The organism is Alteromonas sp. 5NW40-0090 (assembly GCF_057552975.1).
Genome location: NZ_BAAJLT010000008.1, coordinates 104011 through 123007 on the forward strand (window position 1 = coordinate 104011; position 18997 = coordinate 123007).

15 protein-coding genes and 1 riboswitch are annotated in these 18997 nt (G+C 44.9%); of the genes, 9 read left to right on the plus strand and 6 right to left on the minus strand.

The features are described from left to right. Positions 1 to 233: 233 nt before the first annotated feature. From AC27KT_RS11420 to AC27KT_RS11440, 5 genes are all read left to right on the plus strand, one after another. Positions 234 to 1550 carry a methyl-accepting chemotaxis protein gene (locus AC27KT_RS11420; protein WP_487130049.1) on the plus strand — a complete coding sequence of 439 codons (1317 nt, stop codon included), beginning with the start codon at positions 234 to 236 and terminating at the stop codon, positions 1548 to 1550. Positions 1551 to 2118: 568 nt separating this feature from the next. Further along, positions 2119 to 3528, plus strand: a complete 1410-nt coding sequence (locus AC27KT_RS11425) for a CmpA/NrtA family ABC transporter substrate-binding protein (protein ID WP_487130051.1) — start codon at positions 2119 to 2121, stop codon at positions 3526 to 3528. Between the two features lie 89 nt (positions 3529 to 3617). Next, positions 3618 to 4613, plus strand: a complete 996-nt coding sequence (locus AC27KT_RS11430; RefSeq protein WP_487130053.1) for an ABC transporter permease — start codon at positions 3618 to 3620, stop codon at positions 4611 to 4613. Positions 4614 to 4629: 16 nt separating this feature from the next. Beyond that, complete coding sequence (locus AC27KT_RS11435; RefSeq protein WP_487130055.1) at positions 4630 to 5505, plus strand: ABC transporter ATP-binding protein; 876 nt, start codon at positions 4630 to 4632, stop codon at positions 5503 to 5505. Between the two features lie 129 nt (positions 5506 to 5634). Next, a complete protein-coding gene (locus AC27KT_RS11440) occupies positions 5635 to 6855 on the plus strand; it encodes an alginate export family protein (protein ID WP_487130057.1) in 1221 nt (406 codons plus the stop codon). Between the two features lie 70 nt (positions 6856 to 6925). Here the strand turns inward: AC27KT_RS11440 and AC27KT_RS11445 are convergent, their stop codons facing one another. From AC27KT_RS11445 to ccoG, 5 genes are all read right to left on the minus strand, one after another. Beyond that, a complete protein-coding gene (locus AC27KT_RS11445) occupies positions 6926 to 7516 on the minus strand; it encodes an HD domain-containing protein (protein WP_487130059.1) in 591 nt (196 codons plus the stop codon). Between the two features lie 85 nt (positions 7517 to 7601). Beyond that, positions 7602 to 8234 carry a thiol:disulfide interchange protein DsbA/DsbL gene (locus AC27KT_RS11450; protein ID WP_487130061.1) on the minus strand — a complete coding sequence of 211 codons (633 nt, stop codon included), beginning with the start codon at positions 8232 to 8234 and terminating at the stop codon, positions 7602 to 7604. 365 nt (positions 8235 to 8599) lie between these two features. After that, the gene (locus AC27KT_RS11455; RefSeq protein ID WP_487130063.1) at positions 8600 to 10522 is read right to left on the minus strand and encodes a TonB-dependent receptor plug domain-containing protein; all 1923 of its coding nucleotides are present in this window, start codon (positions 10520 to 10522) and stop codon (positions 8600 to 8602) included. Between the two features lie 90 nt (positions 10523 to 10612). Next, a riboswitch (cobalamin riboswitch) is annotated at positions 10613 to 10876 on the minus strand. Positions 10877 to 10996: 120 nt separating this feature from the next. Next, the gene (locus tag AC27KT_RS11460; protein WP_487130065.1) at positions 10997 to 11980 is read right to left on the minus strand and encodes a serine/threonine protein kinase; all 984 of its coding nucleotides are present in this window, start codon (positions 11978 to 11980) and stop codon (positions 10997 to 10999) included. Further along, a complete protein-coding gene (ccoG, locus tag AC27KT_RS11465) occupies positions 11977 to 13407 on the minus strand; it encodes a cytochrome c oxidase accessory protein CcoG (RefSeq protein WP_487130067.1) in 1431 nt (476 codons plus the stop codon). The genes AC27KT_RS11460 and ccoG overlap by 4 nt, the downstream gene beginning before the upstream one ends. A gap of 538 nt (positions 13408 to 13945) precedes the next feature. Between ccoG and AC27KT_RS11470 the strand changes: the two genes are divergently transcribed. Next, on the plus strand, positions 13946 to 14317 hold the full coding sequence (locus AC27KT_RS11470; protein WP_487130069.1) for a hypothetical protein: 372 nt from the start codon (positions 13946 to 13948) through the stop codon (positions 14315 to 14317). Positions 14318 to 14440: 123 nt separating this feature from the next. Continuing rightward, positions 14441 to 14986: a DUF3016 domain-containing protein gene (locus AC27KT_RS11475; protein WP_487130070.1), complete on the plus strand. Its 546-nt coding sequence runs from the start codon at positions 14441 to 14443 to the stop codon at positions 14984 to 14986. Between the two features lie 94 nt (positions 14987 to 15080). Here AC27KT_RS11475 and AC27KT_RS11480 read toward each other — a convergent pair whose 3' ends face one another. After that, on the minus strand, positions 15081 to 16841 hold the full coding sequence (locus tag AC27KT_RS11480) for an acyl-CoA dehydrogenase family protein (RefSeq protein WP_039224500.1): 1761 nt from the start codon (positions 16839 to 16841) through the stop codon (positions 15081 to 15083). Between the two features lie 346 nt (positions 16842 to 17187). Between AC27KT_RS11480 and AC27KT_RS11485 the strand changes: the two genes are divergently transcribed. After that, positions 17188 to 17979: an SDR family NAD(P)-dependent oxidoreductase gene (locus AC27KT_RS11485; protein ID WP_487130071.1), complete on the plus strand. Its 792-nt coding sequence runs from the start codon at positions 17188 to 17190 to the stop codon at positions 17977 to 17979. 85 nt (positions 17980 to 18064) lie between these two features. Continuing rightward, positions 18065 to 18940: an amidohydrolase family protein gene (locus AC27KT_RS11490; RefSeq protein ID WP_487130072.1), complete on the plus strand. Its 876-nt coding sequence runs from the start codon at positions 18065 to 18067 to the stop codon at positions 18938 to 18940. Positions 18941 to 18997 lie beyond the last annotated feature (57 nt).

Consider the following 18997-nt stretch of genomic DNA (forward strand, 5'->3'; position numbering starts at 1 on the left):
GAAAAGGGACTTTTATTAAAAGAAATGCTTCAACGCTTTTACTTTATTTTATTTTCGTTAGTTTCTAAAAATTTTTCTTTCCTCTGCTATCTTTAATCAAAAGTAAAAAAAGCTTATAGCTTCAGGCACTCATCGTCACTAATTGTGTATTACCATATCTTACCTTAATTTGGGGAGCGCAAAGGGTTTAAGGGCTGAACAGTGAGAGAAGCTTAGATTATCAGGAGCACAGAATGTTTTTCAAAAATAAAGAGTTGATAGCAGAAAACTCGCGTTTGCAAAAAGAAATTGAGGCATATCGAACTGTTCAGGAAGAGCTTCGTGAAGAGATGCTTTACATCGAGTTAAGTGCAAACGGTAAAGTGAACGGAATAAACGACTTATGCTCTCAAGCCACCGGGTACTCGTCAGGTAATTTGGAAGGGAAGACGCTGGAAAGCATAATGAGTCAAAGTATGCTTCAAAAGCCTGCGGCACAGGACATGCTAGGCGCTATTAAAACCCATCGCCATTGGCACGGTGCGGTCAGCTTTCAGGATGCAAAGGGGCAAGAAATGTGGGTGCGAGGTATTGTGCAGCCCGTTGACGATGCGTATGGAAATGTAAAATACATTGCTTTCTACATGGCAGAGCAAACGCGAAACATCACTCAAAGTAACGAATTGCGCGATATGATTGCCGCACTTCACCGATCATCGGCAGTTATTGAGTTTAATTTAGATGGAACGATAATAACAGCGAACGAAAACTTTCTTAAAGGTATGGGCTATACCATAGAGCAAATAGAAGGTAAGCATCATAGGGTTTTTTGTACAGAAGAAGAAGCTAATTCCGAAGAGTATAAACATTTCTGGCGCGATCTAGCCGCAGGGAAATTGGAGTCCGGAAGGTTTAAACGAATAGATAGCAGAGGAAACGAAGTTTGGCTAGAAGCCTCTTATAACCCAATCAGAAATGAGGACGGCAATCTTTATAAAGTCGTTAAGTTTGCCACGGTAATTACCGAGCAAATGCAGCGTGAGTTCGCCATCTCTGAAGCGGCAAACGTGGCGTTTAATATATCGCAAGAAACGGGTGAGCAGGCGCGCAAAGGCAATGAAGTGCTGAATGCCACAGTAAAAGCAATGAATGAGCTTACAACACAAATGGGTAATGCGAGCGAAGGGATCAAAGACCTCGATGAGCAATCTCAGAAAGTGGCTGATTTGGTAAAAAGTATCAGCGGAATTGCTGACCAAACAAATTTACTTGCGCTGAACGCGGCTATTGAGGCGGCTCGTGCGGGTGATCAAGGTAGAGGGTTTGCTGTCGTTGCTGACGAGGTCAGACAATTGGCTTCACGGACAAGCAGCGCAACCGAAGAAATAGTAAACGTGGTGGTTGAGAACAGAAAGCTCACTGAGAATGCGGTTCAGTTAATTGAAGCTGGGCAAGAAAAAGCTCGCGAGGCACTTGAATACTCAACGCAATCCGGCCATGCGATGGAAGAGATTCAAGGCGGGGCCAATGAGGTGGTTAACGCCATCGGACAATTCACTAAACGTCTATAGAAGATAATATACATCTCACTTACTTAGGTTGTATTAGACCAACCATGGTGCACGCTCACTCGCACCATGGTTGAACACCTCCACCGTTTTGGTGCACCAAATCATAAATCAATCCCTTTTGATAATGTTGGTTTTTTTGAAAACCTTATATTTATCAGGTGTTTAAAATTTTGGCACGCTCGCTGCTAAACAATACGTGCAATATCAACGTTGTCATATAAGGCAGCGAGTGCGGCACAACTGTTTGGCAGTGTGTACAGCACAACATTTACCATAGTGTGAATAAGAAAAATTATCAGGAATCAATGGAGAGCAGTAAGGAAGCTCCATCTTCTCCGGCATTTATGGCAAATGATTATAACAATAATAAAAGATGGTTTTTAAAGCTAAAGCTTTTAGATAACCTCCCTTTAAGATGAGGTGTGTGAGCGGGAATTCCTGACTTACCAACAACAATTTGATGCGTTAGTAATTACTCCGATGTTACTAACACGGCAACGAAGCCCACCATGCTAGACAGATTAATGTCGATAGCAGGTGGGTTTTTTTTTGGTTACGAGGAACACGTATGACTGGGTTAAAGACAACATCACTATTTGAACGCTTAAGGGCGGCGAGTGCGAGCGTTTGTGCTGCACTTGTTGTCTCTGTAGCAACGTTTTCAACTTCTGTTTCAGCACAAGCCCCTGCAGTTGGTTGGCCGGAAAAAGAAGAGCTAAAGTTTGGTTTCATAAAACTAACGGATATGGCGCCACTCGCTGTGGCGTACGAGAAAGGCTTTTTCGAAGATGAAGGGCTATACGTCACATTAGAAGCGCAAGCTAACTGGAAAGTATTGCTTGACCGCGTTATTGATGGCCAGCTAGATGGCGCTCACATGCTTGCAGGCCAGCCACTTGGCGCAACAATTGGCTTTGGTACGGAATCCCATGTAGTTACCGCGTTTAGTATGGATCTAAATGGTAATGGCATTACTGTCTCGAACGAAATTTGGGAGAAAATGAAGGCGCACATCCCACAAGAAAATGGCAAGCCTGTGCACCCCATTAAGGCTGATTACTTAAAGCCAGTGGTTGAAGAGTATCGCAATGCAGGAAAGCCATTTAACATGGGTATGGTATTCCCTGTTTCTACCCATAACTACGAGTTGCGCTATTGGCTTGCTGCTGGTGGCATTCACCCTGGGTACTACGCACCGCATAAAGGGGATACTGCAGGTCAAATTGATGCTCAAGCACTATTATCTGTGACGCCTCCACCACAAATGCCTGCGACAATGGAAGCCGGCACTATCTATGGCTACTGTGTTGGTGAGCCATGGAACCAACAAGCGGTATTTAAAGGTATTGGTGTACCTGTGATCACCGATTATGAAATCTGGAAAAACAACCCAGAGAAAGTATTTGGCGTAAGCCAAGGCTGGGCTGAAAAATACCCTAATACTCATATCCGCGTGGTCAAAGCATTAATCCGTGCCGCAATGTGGCTAGATGAAAACGACAATGCTAACCGCCCTGAAGCAGTAAAAATTCTTGCTAAGAGCAACTACGTTGGTGCAGACGAAGATGTACTGGCTAACAGCATGACAGGTACTTTTGAATATGAAAAAGGCGACAAGCGTGAAGTACCAGATTTCAACGTATTCTTCCGCTACAACGCCACTTACCCGTACTACAGTGATGCAATTTGGTATCTCACTCAAATGCGCCGCTGGGGCCAAATTTCAGAAGCAAAGTCTGATGAATGGTATAAAGAAACGGCCAAAAAAGTATACAAACCAGAGGTTTATGCTCAGGCTGCTAAAGCGCTAATCGCAGAAGGTAAGGCTAAAGCATCTGACTTTCCTGAGTTTGGAGCGGAAACGGGTTATAAACCACCTCAGAGTGAATTTATTGATGGCGTGACGTTTGATGGAAGCAAACCTAACGCTTACTTAGAGCAGTTCGACATTGGTCTTAAAGGCGACACTGTACTGTAAGTGTCTTGTAGAACAGCCCCGTCGTTGCCTTTGTGAAGGCGGGGCACTTACACAGCGCATTAGCGCATACAAAGAGTCAGGAGCAAGCAATGAGCAAGATGACAACCATTCTTCGCCTTCCATCATCGCCGTCAAACGCCAACTCTGTGTTGAGCCGTTTATATCAATCCACGCCTGCGTTGCTGTTGCCGGTTATCGGCTTGCTAATGTTCTTGGCCATTTGGAATGGCGTTGCAAAGAGTATTGACACGTCGTTAGGGCAGTTTCCAGGCCCAGCACAGGTTTTTGAGCAAGCAGGTGCCTTAGTAGATGAGCACGTTGCTCAGCGTGAAAAAGCGGACGCTTTCTATCAACGTCAAGAAGAAAGAAATGCAGCGCGCGTAGCGCAAGACCCTACATATCAGCCTAAAATTAGAGAGTTCACAGGGGCGCCTACTTTCTTCGACCAAATATGGACAAGCCTTTACACCGTCATGGTTGGCTTTTTTATCGCGTCTGTAGTGGCAGTGCCTGTGGGTATTTTATGTGGCTTAAGCAAATCGGCATACACAGCGATAAACCCGCTGATACAGTTATTTAAGCCAGTTTCACCGCTAGCATGGTTGCCGTTAGTTACCATGGTGGTTAGTGCGCTTTATGTCAGTGACGACCCAGCTTTTTCTAAGTCCTTTGTAACGTCTGCCTTTACCGTTTCACTTTGCTGCTTGTGGCCAACCCTAATAAATACGGCAGTGGGCGTATCAAACATTGAGAAAGACCTTATCAATGTGAGTAAAGTGCTACGGCTTACCCCTTTTGCACACCTGACCAAGATAGTACTGCCGTCTTCTATTCCCATGATTTTTACTGGACTTCGATTGTCGCTTGGTATTGGCTGGATGGTACTCATCGCTGCCGAAATGCTTGCTCAAAATCCTGGTTTAGGAAAATTTGTGTGGGACGAGTTTCAAAACGGCAGCTCGGAGTCGTTAGCCAGAATCATGGTGGCAGTGCTCACTATTGGTGCCATCGGCTTCGTGCTAGACCGCTTAATGCTATCAATTCAGCGCGCGGTAAGCTGGGATAAGTCGAGCGTCTTACGCTAATTTTGAGGAGAAATTTATGCACACTAAACACTTAGAGTTAGAGCAGGTAGGTATCGACTTCCCAACACCGAAAGGGCCATTTACTGCGCTTCAAGATGTAAATCTTAAAATTAGCAAAGGTGAATTTGTGTCATTAATTGGTCACTCGGGTTGCGGTAAATCGACGGTTTTGAACATCATTGCCGGCTTGCACCAAGCAACTACAGGCGGTGTAATTTTAGATGGTGCTGAAGTAAAGCAGCCAGGGCCAGAGCGCGCCGTAGTGTTCCAAAATCACTCTTTGTTGCCTTGGCTTACGGTATATAAAAATGTAGAGCTGGCCGTTAAATCGACCATGCGGGGCAAGAGTAAAAGCGAGATGCGTGACTGGATCATGCATAACTTAGAGCTTGTACACATGACCCACGCTCTTGACAAACTGCCTAGTGAAATTTCAGGTGGTATGAAGCAGCGAGTGGGCATTGCGCGCGCGCTGGCTATGGAGCCTAAAGTGTTACTGATGGATGAACCGTTCGGTGCACTAGACGCGTTAACGCGCGCTCACCTTCAAGACTCGCTAATGGAAATTCATGCTGATTTAGGTAATACCGTCATCATGATAACGCATGATGTAGATGAAGCAGTATTGCTATCTGACCGCATTGTTATGATGAACAATGGTCCTGCGGCCACTATTGGCGAAATCTTGGATATTGAGTTGCCGCGTCCACGAGACCGATTAGCACTTGCAGATAATAAACAATACAACCACTACCGACATGAGGTACTGACCTTCTTATACGACAAGCAGAAGAAGGTTGAAACCGTTACCTCACGCGCTAATAGCGCATCATCAAAACCCAGCGGGGTGACATCTGAAAAAAAAGACGCTAAAAAATCAGATGCTGCCTAGCATTATCGGCATCTGATAAGGGCGGTAGCTTCACCGCCCACAACCTACGAATTTCACTTTTCAACCAGTGTTTTAATGCTGGCTGGGTAAGTGTTGGCTAATAAAAATCAAAACCGATAGGGAATACACATGAACACGTTACAAAAATTAAGCATGAATGTGCTAGCGGCATCTGTTATGACAGTATTCGGCGGCAGCGCGATGGCTGCCGATATTCACGCCGCTCTTAGTGATTCAAAAGCATGGGCAGACCTGAACCTGCGCTACGAGTCAGTTGATCAAGACAATGCATTAGAAGATGCTAGCGCTTTGACTTTGCGCACGCGTTTAGGCTTTAGCTCAGGAAGTGTTAATGGATTCTCATTTACCGCCGAGGTTGAAGACAGCCGCATAGTAATGGGGCAGGACGAGTTTACCGTAGGGCCTACGGGCTTTAATGTAGGTGAATACTCGGTAATTGCCGACCCTGAAACAACGGAAGTTGACCAAGCTTTTATTCAATATAAAACGGACAAGTTCACTGCCAAAGTAGGTCGCCAAGTGATTACGCTAGATGATCACAGATTTGTTGGCCACGTTGGCTGGAGACAAGACCGCCAGACCTTCGACGCCGTAAGTGCTAAATATGCAGCATCGGACAATCTAGCGCTTTTCTATGGCTATTTGTACAAGCGCAACCGTATCTTTGCAGAGGCCGCTGATCTTGATTCAAAAGACCACATCCTTCACGCAACCTATACATCTAAGATAGGTAAATTTGTGGCCTATGCTTATTTGTTAGAAGTTGATAACGATACTGACAACGCACTAGATACTTATGGTGTAAGCTACGATGGTAAAATGAAAGGCGATAGCGTTAGTTGGGCTTATGGTGGTGAATTTGCGACTCAATCGAGCGAAGCTGGTGCGGGTGAAACTGCCACTGATTTTGATGCGTCTTATCTTAATACATATTTAGCTGCTACATTCTCTGGCGTAACGGCTAAAGTGGATTACGAAATTTTAGGCTCAGACGATGGCATGTACGGATTTGCAACGCCCCTTGCTACTCTACACAAATTCAATGGATGGACCGATCAGTTTTTGGGTACGCCTGCCCAGGGTTTGAAAGACCTTAAGTTTTCACTATCTGGAGGCTTAGCAGGGGGGAAATGGTTATTGGCTTACCATGACTTTTCTGCAGACGATAGCAGCAATGGTGTTGACGATTTAGGTAGCGAAATTAACGTTCAATATACTAAGAAGTTCGCTGGAAAGTATAATTTCGGTATCAAGTACGGTACTTATGACGCGGGCGATATAAAAGTAGATGCTAACCGCTTTTGGATGTGGGTTGGTACCCGTTTTTAATCGCAGGGTGAATCAGTTTTTAGATACCGCGTAGCGCAATAGCCACATCAAATTTAGGTTGGCTTAGTCGTTATTGACTTAGCCAACCTTTTTCAACAGCTATATCTAGCTGCTGCAATACGTAGTCCCACAGCGCTGGTGCGCAAGATTTTAAATGGGCATTACGTTTTTCAATTTTCTCTCTTGCAATTGAATGGCGTTTCCAGCTTCCCCCATTGTCTTTCATGTTTTGAAAAACAGGTAGCACTCGGTCCATTGCTTTAGCAAATTCTGCATCTGCGGTTTCGGCTGCTTCAAACTCAAGCCATAACTCAAGCATTTCATTATCCAGTGGACTCGGTAACAACCCAAAAATGCGCTTGGCTGCAGCAAGCTCTTTCTCGGCTTGCGCGTCATGGTCACTTTGATGATTGAAAGCGAACATATCGCCAGCGTCAATTTCCACGATATCGTGAATGAGGATCATGCGAATAACACGGGTAATATCGATAGGTTTAGCTGCATATTCACTTAACATATTTGCCATTAATGCAACATGCCAGCTGTGTTCTGCGGAGTTTTCCTGTCGATAGTCATCACAGGGGAGGGTTATCTGGCGCTTAACTGCTTTTAGTTGGTCAAGCTCACAGATAAAGTCAGCAAAGTCACTTACTGCATACATTGGGATGCTCCAAGGCGTAAAAATGGGCGCCTGAGCGCCCATTTAATTATTCGAGTTCTAATGAGTGTATTGGTTATAAACCAGATTATTTTTGCTCAGATAGCCACACGATTAGGTCAGCGATATCGTCGAAGGTCATGTCAGCAGTAAACGTAGGCTGATATTTACCATTGATAATAAAGCTTGGCACACCAGTTAAGTGCTCACGATACTCATCAATTTGCTGTTGATTCTTGCGCACCATGCTGTTCACGCCAAAGCTTTTGGCCATTTTATCAAACTCTTCACCGTCTACACCGTTAACAACGAAGATATTGCGAAGGTCTTTCAAGCCTGTGATAGACGCACGCTGTTTATGAATATAGTTGAAGATAGCACTGTTCATTGCATCTTCTTGTTTCATTGCACGTGCAATAAGCATGGCTTTGGTAGCATCGTCCTGAACTTCTGGGCCGGTAAAGCGCATGAAGTTTACGTGTACTTTATTGAACTTAGTACCGTCGCTTTTCTTTTCTTTAATTTGTGCAACGATTGGCTCAAATTGGAAGCAGTGTGGGCACCAAAATGAGAAGTACTCAGTAATAACTGGTTTATCTGTGGCTTCTTTATCAAGCACTTTATAGTGCGTGCCTTCTTTCCATTTAGACACCGGCTCTTGAGCGCAAGCTGCTAATGGCAAAAGCATTGCCATGACAAACATTACTGCAAACTTTTTCATGGATTATGATCCTGTATTAAAAAAATAATTATCAAAGTTGAGATTATCACAGCCTTATTCGCTTAACTAGGACCTGTTTCACAACAAGGTCTTAGTTCGCGACAAGGTTAACATTGTCTGCGATAGGATAAGCGATTGTCGCAGAATAAACCTCTCACTATGAATAGAATATGAATAACATTAAATGCGAAGGGTAGACTATAAAACGTGAGAAAGGGAACGATCTGAAGCCTAAGTTAGCGGTAAAAGAAATGATAATAATTAGAAGAAAAAGCTGAAGTAATACAATAGACGTCAAACTATTGAACGAAAAACGGCTACACCAAGATGTAGCCGATTAAATTGCTAGGCTAAGCCTTAATTAACTACATAGCGTAGTTAACAGAAAACAGCGCTCGTCGCTCCTGACCTGCATAACCCACAATGTCTTCATAATCGGTATCAAACGCATTATCTACTTTCAGAGATATTTGCCACTGTTTGTCTATCTGGTAGCTCAAGTTAACCGTAGCAAGGGTATAAGCTGAAAGCGCTAACGTTTGAGAGGGTTCAGGGAATGGTGGGAAGAAAGTATCGTAACGACTTCCTGTATAGGCCAGCTTGGTGTAAAAGCTGAACTTTTCTGTCCCAAAGTTAGTGGTGTAGGTTAACGAGCCTTGATGGCGCGCACGACGTAACTCAGTGCTTGAGATACCACCGTCAGTTTGTTCAGCATCTAGATAGCTATAGGCAGCAGTAAGGTCACCATAGCCACTGCCCCAGTTTAGCTCTACATCAATCCCTTCTCGTGAACTATCACCGTCAATATTATCTGCGCTGAACGCCCCCAAGTCAGATACAAACACAAAACCGTTTATTTCATCTTCAAGATCGGTAGTGTATGCGCTGATTTGTGCAGACAGTGATTTCCAGTTTGCCTTAACGCCTATTTCCCATTCTTCACTGGTTTCAGGTTCTAAGTTTGGGTTGCCTATGAAGCTTGCTGGGAAGTAGCCAAAGCGCTCGGTGAAGGTGGGTGTTTTAACAGCTTTACCATAGCTGGTAAAAACAGCGTAGTAATTGTTAAGCTGCCATGTAAGGCCACCGCGATAGCTTACGGCATTGTCGAACTCACTGTTGTTGTCGAATCGTGCGCTTAGTGTTGCGGTTAGCGACTCGGTTAACTGGCCATTTGTCTCGGCAAATACGCTATAAGTATTGTCGTGCTGCTTCTGGTTCGGATCGCCAAATGCAATTGGGCCGCGCTGGGTAAAAAGGCGCTGTAGGTATTCAACACCGCCAGCAAAATCCCAGTTATCCATGGTATAGAAACCTGTCCAGTTTAGCTCTATGCGCTCACCAGTGGTACCGCCAGTGTCTGCACCTGACTCAGTGTTATCGTTATCGTCTTTGCGATAATGCGCACTTAGCGCTGAGCGATAGCCTGTATTTTCCGCAGCAAATTCCCATCTTAATTTCGCACTAATTTGTGAACCATCCGTCACGTTATCTGAGTCAGCAGGAAGGCCCGTCGTCACAAAATCAGTGCCGTCGTAATCGTTCTCGTACTGAACCGTGCGAAGGTTAGCTATTAACGTATGCTCCGACGTTGCGGCATAATTAATATTAATGCCTGCGGTCATGTTGTCGTAGCCATCATCTTCGTTACCAACACGAGATACGTTGTCACCGTCGGTACGTATGTAGCTGGCGTATGCAGAAATACCTACGTTATCGCTTTGCGAGCGCGCGTTCATGCTGCCCTGCAACGTACCTTGTGTGCCGACGCCAGCAGAGAAGTCTACGTGTGACCCATTATCTGCAAACTGGCCTGATTTCGTAGTAATGCTTAGTACGCCACCGATAGCGCCGCTTCCCCATCTTGCACTTTGCGGGCCTCGAAGTAGCTCTATGCGCACCACGTTTGCGCTAGTTAAGTGAGCAAGGTCAACCAGGCTTCCTTGGCCTACGTCGTTGGCAACAACGCCATCAATTAAAACGAGTAGATGGTTAGTTTCACCGCCGCGCACGCGTAGCTCTGTTAATCCGCCAGGGCTTCCTGACTGAGACAAGCTAACGCCGGGTAGGCCGCGAATGAGATCGGTAAGTTGAAGTGCGCCCGAAGCTTTAATATCACTTTCAGTTAGTACCGATACTGAACCAGGAAGTTTGGTCAACGAAATAGGCAAACGCGTGCCTGTTACTGTTAAAGTTTCAATATCTTGGTCAGAAGTTTGAGCAAAGGCAGGTGTGCTTAAGCACGAAATAACTGCAGCGCTAAGGGCTGCTTTGGTAAAATGTGTACGCATGTTTTTTATGTTGTCTTTGATGCGCTCCACCCGAGCACATGATTAGTGAAAGTGCACGTTTTTGCTTAATTATGGATGTGAGCAAGCAAACGACACCATGAAGTACAGGCCGGTATCCGGGCTTACTCACCATTACTAAAAGTGTAATAGCTCTTTTGCCTTCCCATCTAATGGCGCTTAGTCCGCAATAGCGCGATAACGTATAAAAGACAGTGGCGTATGAAAAGAAAACGACAACGCGTTGAGTTTACCGTTGCGGGGGCAGCATCAGTTTTTCACTGATTTCCCGTTTAACTCTTGTCGCCGTAGTTAACATTAGAGCTAGACAAGAGCACCTACACGATAACGATTATATCTAAGTTAAAAAGTGATAGCGAATACGGTTTCTTATACCTTACGCTTTTTCGTAACCCGCATATGGTTATTGAGCAAAGGTCATCGAAAAAGCGCTCTTTAAGTCGTGTTATGGTTGGATCAGTAACCCAATTTTAGCGGAGGCTCCTGTAGTGCTGATAGCTGTTCTTTCAGAGCAAGTATTTGGCCTTCCCAGTATTTGTCTTCAGCAAACCAAGGAAATGCCCGCGGAAAAGCAGGGTCTTCCCAGCGTCGTGAAAGCCATGCCATGTAATGTACCATTCGCATAGCGCGCAGGGGCTCAATAAGTGGCAACTGTGCAGTGTCAAACGGGTGAAACTCCTCGTATGCTTCCACCAAAGTATCAAGCTGTAAAAGCTGTTGTTGGCGGTCGCCGCTTAGCATCATCCACAAATCTTGGATAGCAGGGCCCATGCGGCAATCATCAAGATCAACGAAGGTCGGACCGTCGCGCCACAGTATATTGCCTGGGTGGCAGTCACCGTGAAGCCGAATACTAGATGTTGGCTTATACGCTTTTTTCGTGGCTTCAATAACGGGGTTAAGTATGGCAAAAAATGCTGTCTTTAAATGGTCTGGCAGCAGTGTGCTTTGCGTGAGCACCTGCTTCGGTTCATCGAGGTAACTTTCAATATCAATCGAGGGACGATGTGCAAACCCTTTAGCATGGGCCACGCGGTGAATACGGCCAATGAAACGCCCCATCCATTCGAGTTGATCAAGGTTGTCATTTTCGAATTGTCTGCCGCCTACCGAAGGAAATAGCGCAAATCGATAGTCAGTTTCGGCCACGGTGTGATGATGCAGCGTGCTGCCATTGAGAGAAATTGGCGCAGCCAATGGAATTTCGTTATCAATTAGCTCTGCAGCAAACGCATGTTCTTCAAGAATTTGAGCGTCGGTCCATCGACCTGGGCGATAGAATTTTGCTACATAGCGCTGACCGTCTTCAGCCACAAACTGGTAGACGCGGTTTTCATAACTATTTAGTGCTAGCAAACCACTTTGAAGAAAAATGCCCTGACTTTCCAGGGCATCTAATATGGTGTCTGGGCTAAGCCCAGAGAATGAAAAATCTGTCATCGATAAAGGAACTTTGTTGGCTCATCAACAGTAACCGTTTCCCCATCAATAGTGGTGGTTACACTGATAAAAATATCGGTAACCGTATCTTCCAGATTATAGGCGTCAGTTGCAACCGAAATTGGCGTGCTATACACCGCACCGCCTTCAACTATTACAGTTTGTTCACCAATGTACTTGTAGTCAGGCAGACCTTTTACAGCAATAGAGTAGGTTTGGGTTTGCTGAGTTTTGTTAAGTACTTTTATTGTATAAACGTTCTCAATTAGCCCTTCATTCGTTTCGCGGTATAGCGAGTTTCTATCGCGGATAATGTCGACTTCGGTGGGGCTACGCATCCAAATATTAGCGAATAGCAAACCGGTCATAACAATAAGTACGACAAAGTACCCAATTAATTTAGGGCGCAATATATGAGTTTTACCGCCAGCAAGTTCTTCTTCCGAGGTAAAGCTTATCAGGCCTTTGGGATAGCCCATCTTGTCCATAACGCCGTTACAGGCGTCAACGCAGGCGCCGCAGTTGATGCATTCGTATTGTAAGCCATTGCGAATATCAATACCTGTTGGGCATACTTGAACACACAAGTTACAGTCGATGCAGTCGCCTAATCCTTTTTCTTTTACTTGCTCGTGATTAAGTTTGCGAGGTCGTGGGCCGCGTTGCTCTCCACGTTTTGCATTGTACGATACGGTGAACGTATCTTTGTCGAACATGGCTGACTGAAAACGTGCGTAAGGGCAAATATGTGTACACATGATTTCGCGCATGTAGCCAGCGTTTCCGTAAGTACATACGGCAAAGAAAATAACAGAGAACCCTGCCCAGAAACTGGTATTTAATGTTACGAAGTTAACAAACAGCTCATCAATTGGCGTGAAGTAGCCGACAAAAGTTAAAGCAGTTAACAGTGCTACTAATACCCAAGCGGTATGCTTCGCCGTTTTACGCAAAAACTTATCTGCATCCATTTTGCGAGCATCTAGCGCTATACGTTTATTGCGCGAGCCTTCGAGCTTCTCTTCGAACCACGTATAAATGTATACCCACGTTGTTTGAGGGCACATAAATCCACACCACACACGACCAGCGAAAGTGGTGACAAAGAACAGTGCAAAGGCGGAGACAATGAATATATAGGCCAGTAAAGTGAGGTCTTGAGGCCATAAGGTTAGTGAGAATATAGTAAATCGCTGCTCGCCAATATCAAGCAGCACGGCTTGATGACCGTTGTACTGAATCCACGGAATGATGGCGAAAAGCCCCAAAAAGAACAGGCCAAATATGCGTCTAAACGTTTCTAAAGGGCCTTGCACTGCTCGTACATAAATACGACTACGAGAATCGTGGCGTTTGCCCTCGGGTGTGCCCTTGGGTTTATGTACTTTTACCGGCGTGACGGTCTTTACCGGTATTTGTTCATTCATAACTTAACCTTATGTGACGTAACAAACTGCCTGTGCAGTATAACTGCGTTAAACACGTCATATTTAATATAGATCAATAATGCGACGTATGGTCTATCTTTTTAAAGTTTCAGTCAATACTGAAACTTCAGAAAGTTTTCTGCTTATTTGGCTTAATGAGGTTAGATAGAGTTTTGGTGTAAACTTTTGCAAACAGCTTATGCAAGCTCACTTACAAAATGTCAGATATAAATTTCAAATTCGCGGCAATTTAGGTTGCAAGTAATCGGTCGTTCAACATGTATTGAAAGCTATTCAGGTTTGTAGATCAAAGCTCAGCAGTTCCTACATATACCTGCGTATAGATTACTGTATTTATTCCCAATCAGTTATCGAACTACTATTAATGCTAATAGTATGGTTAATTAACGCCCAAATCATGTACAGTGGACGTTGTTATAATGTAAATTAGCAAAAAGTTGTGGGGCATATTGTGTCTCAATCCGCCCCATTTGGGTGCTATTTGTTGTGAACGTCCGTCGAAGTTAGCTGAGAAGTCATGTTTAGGTTCTTTATTATCGCTGCTGAAATTATTGTTTTAATAATTGTGCTGCGATCTCCTTTTGTTCAGTATCTCTTTGAAGATATTCAAAACTCTCTTTCCGAATGGCTGGTGTCTATTGCTACTCTTCCAGAGCGAAAAGAACTGCAGAGTTTACAAGATAGAATAAATATACAGCTAAGCCCTTTAAAGCCTTATCAGCAGAATTATGTCAAACAGATCACAGCTGATAGCGCTAGCGTGAAACGTTTCCACCACACCTATTGTGAAAATGACGATATAAACCCAAACTTTACGGGAACTAAACGCGTTCAACTATGCCTAATCATTAAACAGTCGTCAGTTATGCAAGTAGCAAAGCGAGACTAGCCAGTTTTAACTAGATTGGTTGGATATAAAGTTGATTTAAAAGCTGACAATTGCTGCATGCAAAGCTTTTTCTAAATGTCTTGCTAACTCATAGTTTAAACGACTGAATTTAGGAGCATAAAAGTGAATAAATTACGTACTTTTTCTTGTTTAAGCTGCGCCACAGCGGTGGGACTCCTTACCGTGTTTGCTCCCACTCAAGCCGCTGAGGTCAAGATAACGTGGGAAGAACCTGAGTCTTACAGCGATGTAAGGCCAACCAATGAATCCCGTAAACGATTCCGCGAACGAACGCTACAAGAGCTTGAAGAACACATTGTAGATTTGGCCAGCGACTTACCTGAGTCGCAAGTGCTGTCAATGACAGTAACAAATGTTGATTTGGCTGGCCAGGTTTGGCCAAGTCAGTTTGTCGGCTTCGGTAACGGCGCCGGTAGCGACGTTCGTATCATTAAGCGCATTGATATCCCTAGAATGACATTTAGCTACTCGTTGGCTAATGCTGACGGTCAGGTAATTTTAAGTGGTGAAGATGTGAAACTTAAAGATATGGATTTTATGGAATCGAATATTCGTCGCAATCGCACGGAATCGCTTTCTTATGAAAAAGCGATGCTTAACGATTGGTTTTCAGATACGTTTTCAACCCAAGTAGCAGCGAACGACTAATTGATTCGTTCAAATCATAGTAAAAACGGTCACGTATAGTGACCTTTTTTGTGTTCGTAACCCATATTTCACGGGCTATAGCAGTATAAGCTGCCTACAGATAATCAAACTCATTACCTGATATTGCAAGCGTGCTTTCAGGGCCAGCTTTATAAGCGGCTTTGTGCGCATCGCGACGCACTAAGATACGTTCCATATAGAAGTCACGTGTCTTCATCTTAGACGCGGCAAGTACCGCGTTACCTGAAGCCTGCGCTTTGTCGGCCATGCTGTACCATAGTACACCAATCAATGAATAGGCGCTGTATGCTAGGTAATCACAAGCAGCTGCAGCAGCGGTGGTGGCATCCATACCTAAACAATCGGCTGAAGATGCACGCCAGTCATCAAGAATACCTTGAGCCAGACCTTTCGCCTCACTATCTTGAATGTCGCTAACCAGTGCGTTAAACGCATTATAGGTCGCTTCCATCATCTGACCGCCATCTCGGGTAAGCTTACGGCCAATAAGATCTAGCGCCTGAATACCGTTGGTGCCTTCATATAACATAGCAATGCGCACGTCGCGCATAAGCTGTTCCATACCCCATTCACGAATAAAGCCGTGACCACCGAATACTTGCACGCCTAGGCTGGTGGTTTCAAGACCCATATCCGTCATAAAGGCTTTACAGATAGGCGTTAAAAACTGAAGTATCTTATCGGCATCTTCTTTTTCTTGACCTTCACCAAGCTTCTCTACGTCCATGAATTTTGCGTAGAAAAGTGAAAGTGCACGGCAGCCCTCAATGAGTGATTTCTGCGTAAGTAACATACGCGCTACGTCAGGTTGAAAGACGATTGGGTCTGCTTTGCCTTCTGGATTTTGAATACCCTGAGGTGCCCGAGACTGAACGCGTTCGCGGGCATAGGTCAGCGCGCCTTGGTAAGAAGCTTCGGCTGCGCCTAAACCTTGCAGGCCTACTTGGAAGCGAGCATCGTTCATCATGGTGAACATGCATGCCAGGCCTTGGTTTTCTTCACCTACGAGGTAACCCGTTGCACCGTCAAAATTCATTACACATGTGGGGCTCGCTTTGATACCCATTTTGTGTTCGATGCTTCCCACTGACAAGCTGTTCGCCTCGCCAGGCTCATTACTGGCATCTGGAAGGAACTTGGGCACTAAGAATAAGCTGATACCCTTAACGCCTTTAGGGGCGTCAGGTAGACGAGCTAGAACAAGGTGAATAACGTTCGAACTCCAATCGTGATCACCTGCGGTAATAAAAATCTTATTGCCGGTGACTTTATAGCTGCCGTCGCCTTGTGGCTCAGCTTTGGTACTAAGCAAGCTCAAATCTGTTCCTGCGTGAGGTTCGGTCAGGTTCATTGTACCTGTCCACTCACCGCTGATTAGCTTAGCAAGGTAGATGTCTTTTAATTCTTTACTGGCGTGCTTAGTAACCGCAAGTGTTGCGCTTTCAGTAAGCATGGTGGTTAAACGCCAGCTTAAGTTCGCCGCGTTTAGCATTTCGTGAACAGGCACAGCCATGGTGTACGGCAAGTCTTGCCCGTCGTACTCGGCAGTACCTAGCATTGCGTTCCAGCCGTTAGCAACATATTCCTGATAGGCATCAGCGAAGCCTTTAGGCGTGGTAATGCTGCCGTCTTTTAACGTACAACCTTCTTCATCGCCTTCACGGTTAAGAGGGGCAACCACATCCAAAGCAAACTTTGCACCCTGTGCAATAATTTCGTTGGCAAGTTCGCTATCAAAATCGCTGATACCGAGCTTTTCGTAGTGAGCATCAAGTCCAAGCCAGTCTTTTAACAAGAACTGAAAATCAGTCGTAGGGGCGTGGTACAGAGGCATGGATGACTCCTTTTTCAAACAAGTGTTTTAATTTTGTCTATTATAGTCACAAAAAGCGTAGTCCGAATAGTCCGTTAAAGGAAAGTTAATAATAAATTTGGATGATGTGAGTAATGATCTATGCGGACTGATATGAGAGAAACACATAGGTTTACCAAGACTCGTTGCTTTTAATGTGCAGCAAATGTCACACAGGCTCTGATGATGATGTCTGACGTATTGATGTTAATATAGAAAAGCGAACTCAAGTGGTAGGCTCGCTTGCAATTCAAATTCTCACTGGCATGCTTAGCCTACACTGAAATAACCCGTTCACATACGCACAAGCAATACGGTACATAAAAACATGAATTCAGATGGCACGAAGAAAAACCTTAAACATAGCAGTGATGATGCGCAGAGCCCAGTTTGCATTGTAACGGGGGGAAGCTTGGGTATCGGTTTTGCGGTATGCAAGCTGTTTAGTCAAAACGGTTATCAAGTCGTGAATTTAGATATCAGAGACTATGAGCAAGCGTTACCTAATGCTATCTGGAAGCCTTGTGATGTAAGTGTTGTGCGTAATATTGAAGCCGCGATAAATGAGGTTATTAGTTCTTATCAACGCATAGACGCATTGGTGTGTAATGCCGGTATACATGTTTCAGCAACCATTGAAGACACTGATGAAGCGCTGCTTGATAAGGTACTAAACTTGAACGTAAAAGGGGCGTATGGCGCGATTAAGTCTTGCCTGCCAACCATGAAAGAGCAGGGCAGCGGCGCGATTGTGGTGATGGGCTCAGATCAGTCCTTTGTTGGAAAGCGCAATTCGTTCGCCTACGGGGTCAGCAAAGGTGCGTTGGCGTCTATGGCGAAAACCACCGCGCTTGACTACGCACCCTATAACATCCGCGTTAACGCGGTATGCCCGGGTACCATCGAAACGCCTCTATTTCACAACGCCATTGATAATTACGTGGCACGTTCTGGGGCAGATAAAAATGAAGTGGTAGCTGAAGAAGCCGCTGCACAACCTATTGGACGTTTGGGCCAGCCCGAAGACGTAGCTGAACTGACTTATTTCCTATGCAGCAACAAAGCGTCGTTCATCACGGGTAGCTTGTATGCGGTGGATGGGGGCTACACAGCACAATAGAAAGAGCACAATAGATAGGGCTAAATAGAAAAGCAACGCGAAATGCCTTATCAGCAATAGCATAACCAAGGTTTTATAAACAAAGATGAGCAAGTCTTCAATCACTTGGATAGATCCTCATATCCACTTTTTTGCACTAAACGAAGGGCACTATGACTGGCTGAAACCAGCCAATGCCCCCTTCTGGCCAGATAAAAAAGCGATTGCAAAACATACTAAAGAACACATGCTCTATCGCGTTTCGTTAGGGCAGTTAGGCGGTTTTGTTCACATTGAAGCGGGTTACGATAACGAAAGGCCTTGGCGTGAAATTGCGTTCTTGGAGCGTCATTGTACGCTGCCATTCCGCTCAGTTGGGTGTATCGATTTAACGGGAATTAATGTCGGCAGTCATATCGACAAGCTAAAGCAGTACCGCTCAGTACGCGGGCTTCGTCACATATTAGATGCCGAATCTGAAGTACTTTTACGCACCCCTAAAGTTAAATGGGGGCTTTCTCATATGGCGTCGCAAGGCTTGTCTTTTGAAGCGCAGTTAAATCTTGCAGATAGCAATGCCGTGCATGCGCTGGTAAAGGTACTAGAACAAACACCTTCGCTAAACGTGGCTGTAAACCATGCTGCAATAGCGCCGATTGATGTAAATAGCTTTGCGTTTAAAACATGGCGGCAGAATATTCGCGACTTGAATGAAACGCAGCAAGTTGTGTTTAAGTTCTCGGGATTAGAAATGCAAGATCGCCGTTGGCTGTGGCCGCGTGCGTCTTATGTTTTTGAAATCTTGATGGACACCGTTGGCACAGATCACATGATGTTTGCCAGCAATTTTCCGCTGTGTCAGTGGCGAATGCCGTATGCCGCGCTTTGGCAGGGGTTCGTTGACATGACAACGCCGCTTTCTGTAACGCAAAAAGCGGCGCTGCTGTACGAAAATGCGAAGCGATGGTACGACATCGCATAAAGCTAGCTTCGTTGAGCTGCTGAACTCGCCTCGGGTTTATTGCCTTCAATAAACCCG

Coding starts and splice junctions, on each gene's coding strand:
- AC27KT_RS11420 (WP_487130049.1), top strand. CDS start 234: ATGTTTTTCAAAAATAAAGAGTTGATAGCAGAAAACTCGCGTTTGCAA.
- AC27KT_RS11425 (WP_487130051.1), top strand. CDS start 2,119: ATGACTGGGTTAAAGACAACATCACTATTTGAACGCTTAAGGGCGGCG.
- AC27KT_RS11430 (WP_487130053.1), top strand. CDS start 3,618: ATGAGCAAGATGACAACCATTCTTCGCCTTCCATCATCGCCGTCAAAC.
- AC27KT_RS11435 (WP_487130055.1), top strand. CDS start 4,630: ATGCACACTAAACACTTAGAGTTAGAGCAGGTAGGTATCGACTTCCCA.
- AC27KT_RS11440 (WP_487130057.1), top strand. CDS start 5,635: ATGAACACGTTACAAAAATTAAGCATGAATGTGCTAGCGGCATCTGTT.
- AC27KT_RS11445 (WP_487130059.1), bottom strand. CDS start 7,516: ATGTATGCAGTAAGTGACTTTGCTGACTTTATCTGTGAGCTTGACCAA.
- AC27KT_RS11450 (WP_487130061.1), bottom strand. CDS start 8,234: ATGAAAAAGTTTGCAGTAATGTTTGTCATGGCAATGCTTTTGCCATTA.
- AC27KT_RS11455 (WP_487130063.1), bottom strand. CDS start 10,522: ATGCGTACACATTTTACCAAAGCAGCCCTTAGCGCTGCAGTTATTTCG.
- AC27KT_RS11460 (WP_487130065.1), bottom strand. CDS start 11,980: ATGACAGATTTTTCATTCTCTGGGCTTAGCCCAGACACCATATTAGAT.
- ccoG (WP_487130067.1), bottom strand. CDS start 13,407: ATGAATGAACAAATACCGGTAAAGACCGTCACGCCGGTAAAAGTACAT.
- AC27KT_RS11470 (WP_487130069.1), top strand. CDS start 13,946: ATGTTTAGGTTCTTTATTATCGCTGCTGAAATTATTGTTTTAATAATT.
- AC27KT_RS11480 (WP_039224500.1), bottom strand. CDS start 16,841: ATGCCTCTGTACCACGCCCCTACGACTGATTTTCAGTTCTTGTTAAAA.
- AC27KT_RS11485 (WP_487130071.1), top strand. CDS start 17,188: ATGAATTCAGATGGCACGAAGAAAAACCTTAAACATAGCAGTGATGAT.
- AC27KT_RS11490 (WP_487130072.1), top strand. CDS start 18,065: ATGAGCAAGTCTTCAATCACTTGGATAGATCCTCATATCCACTTTTTT.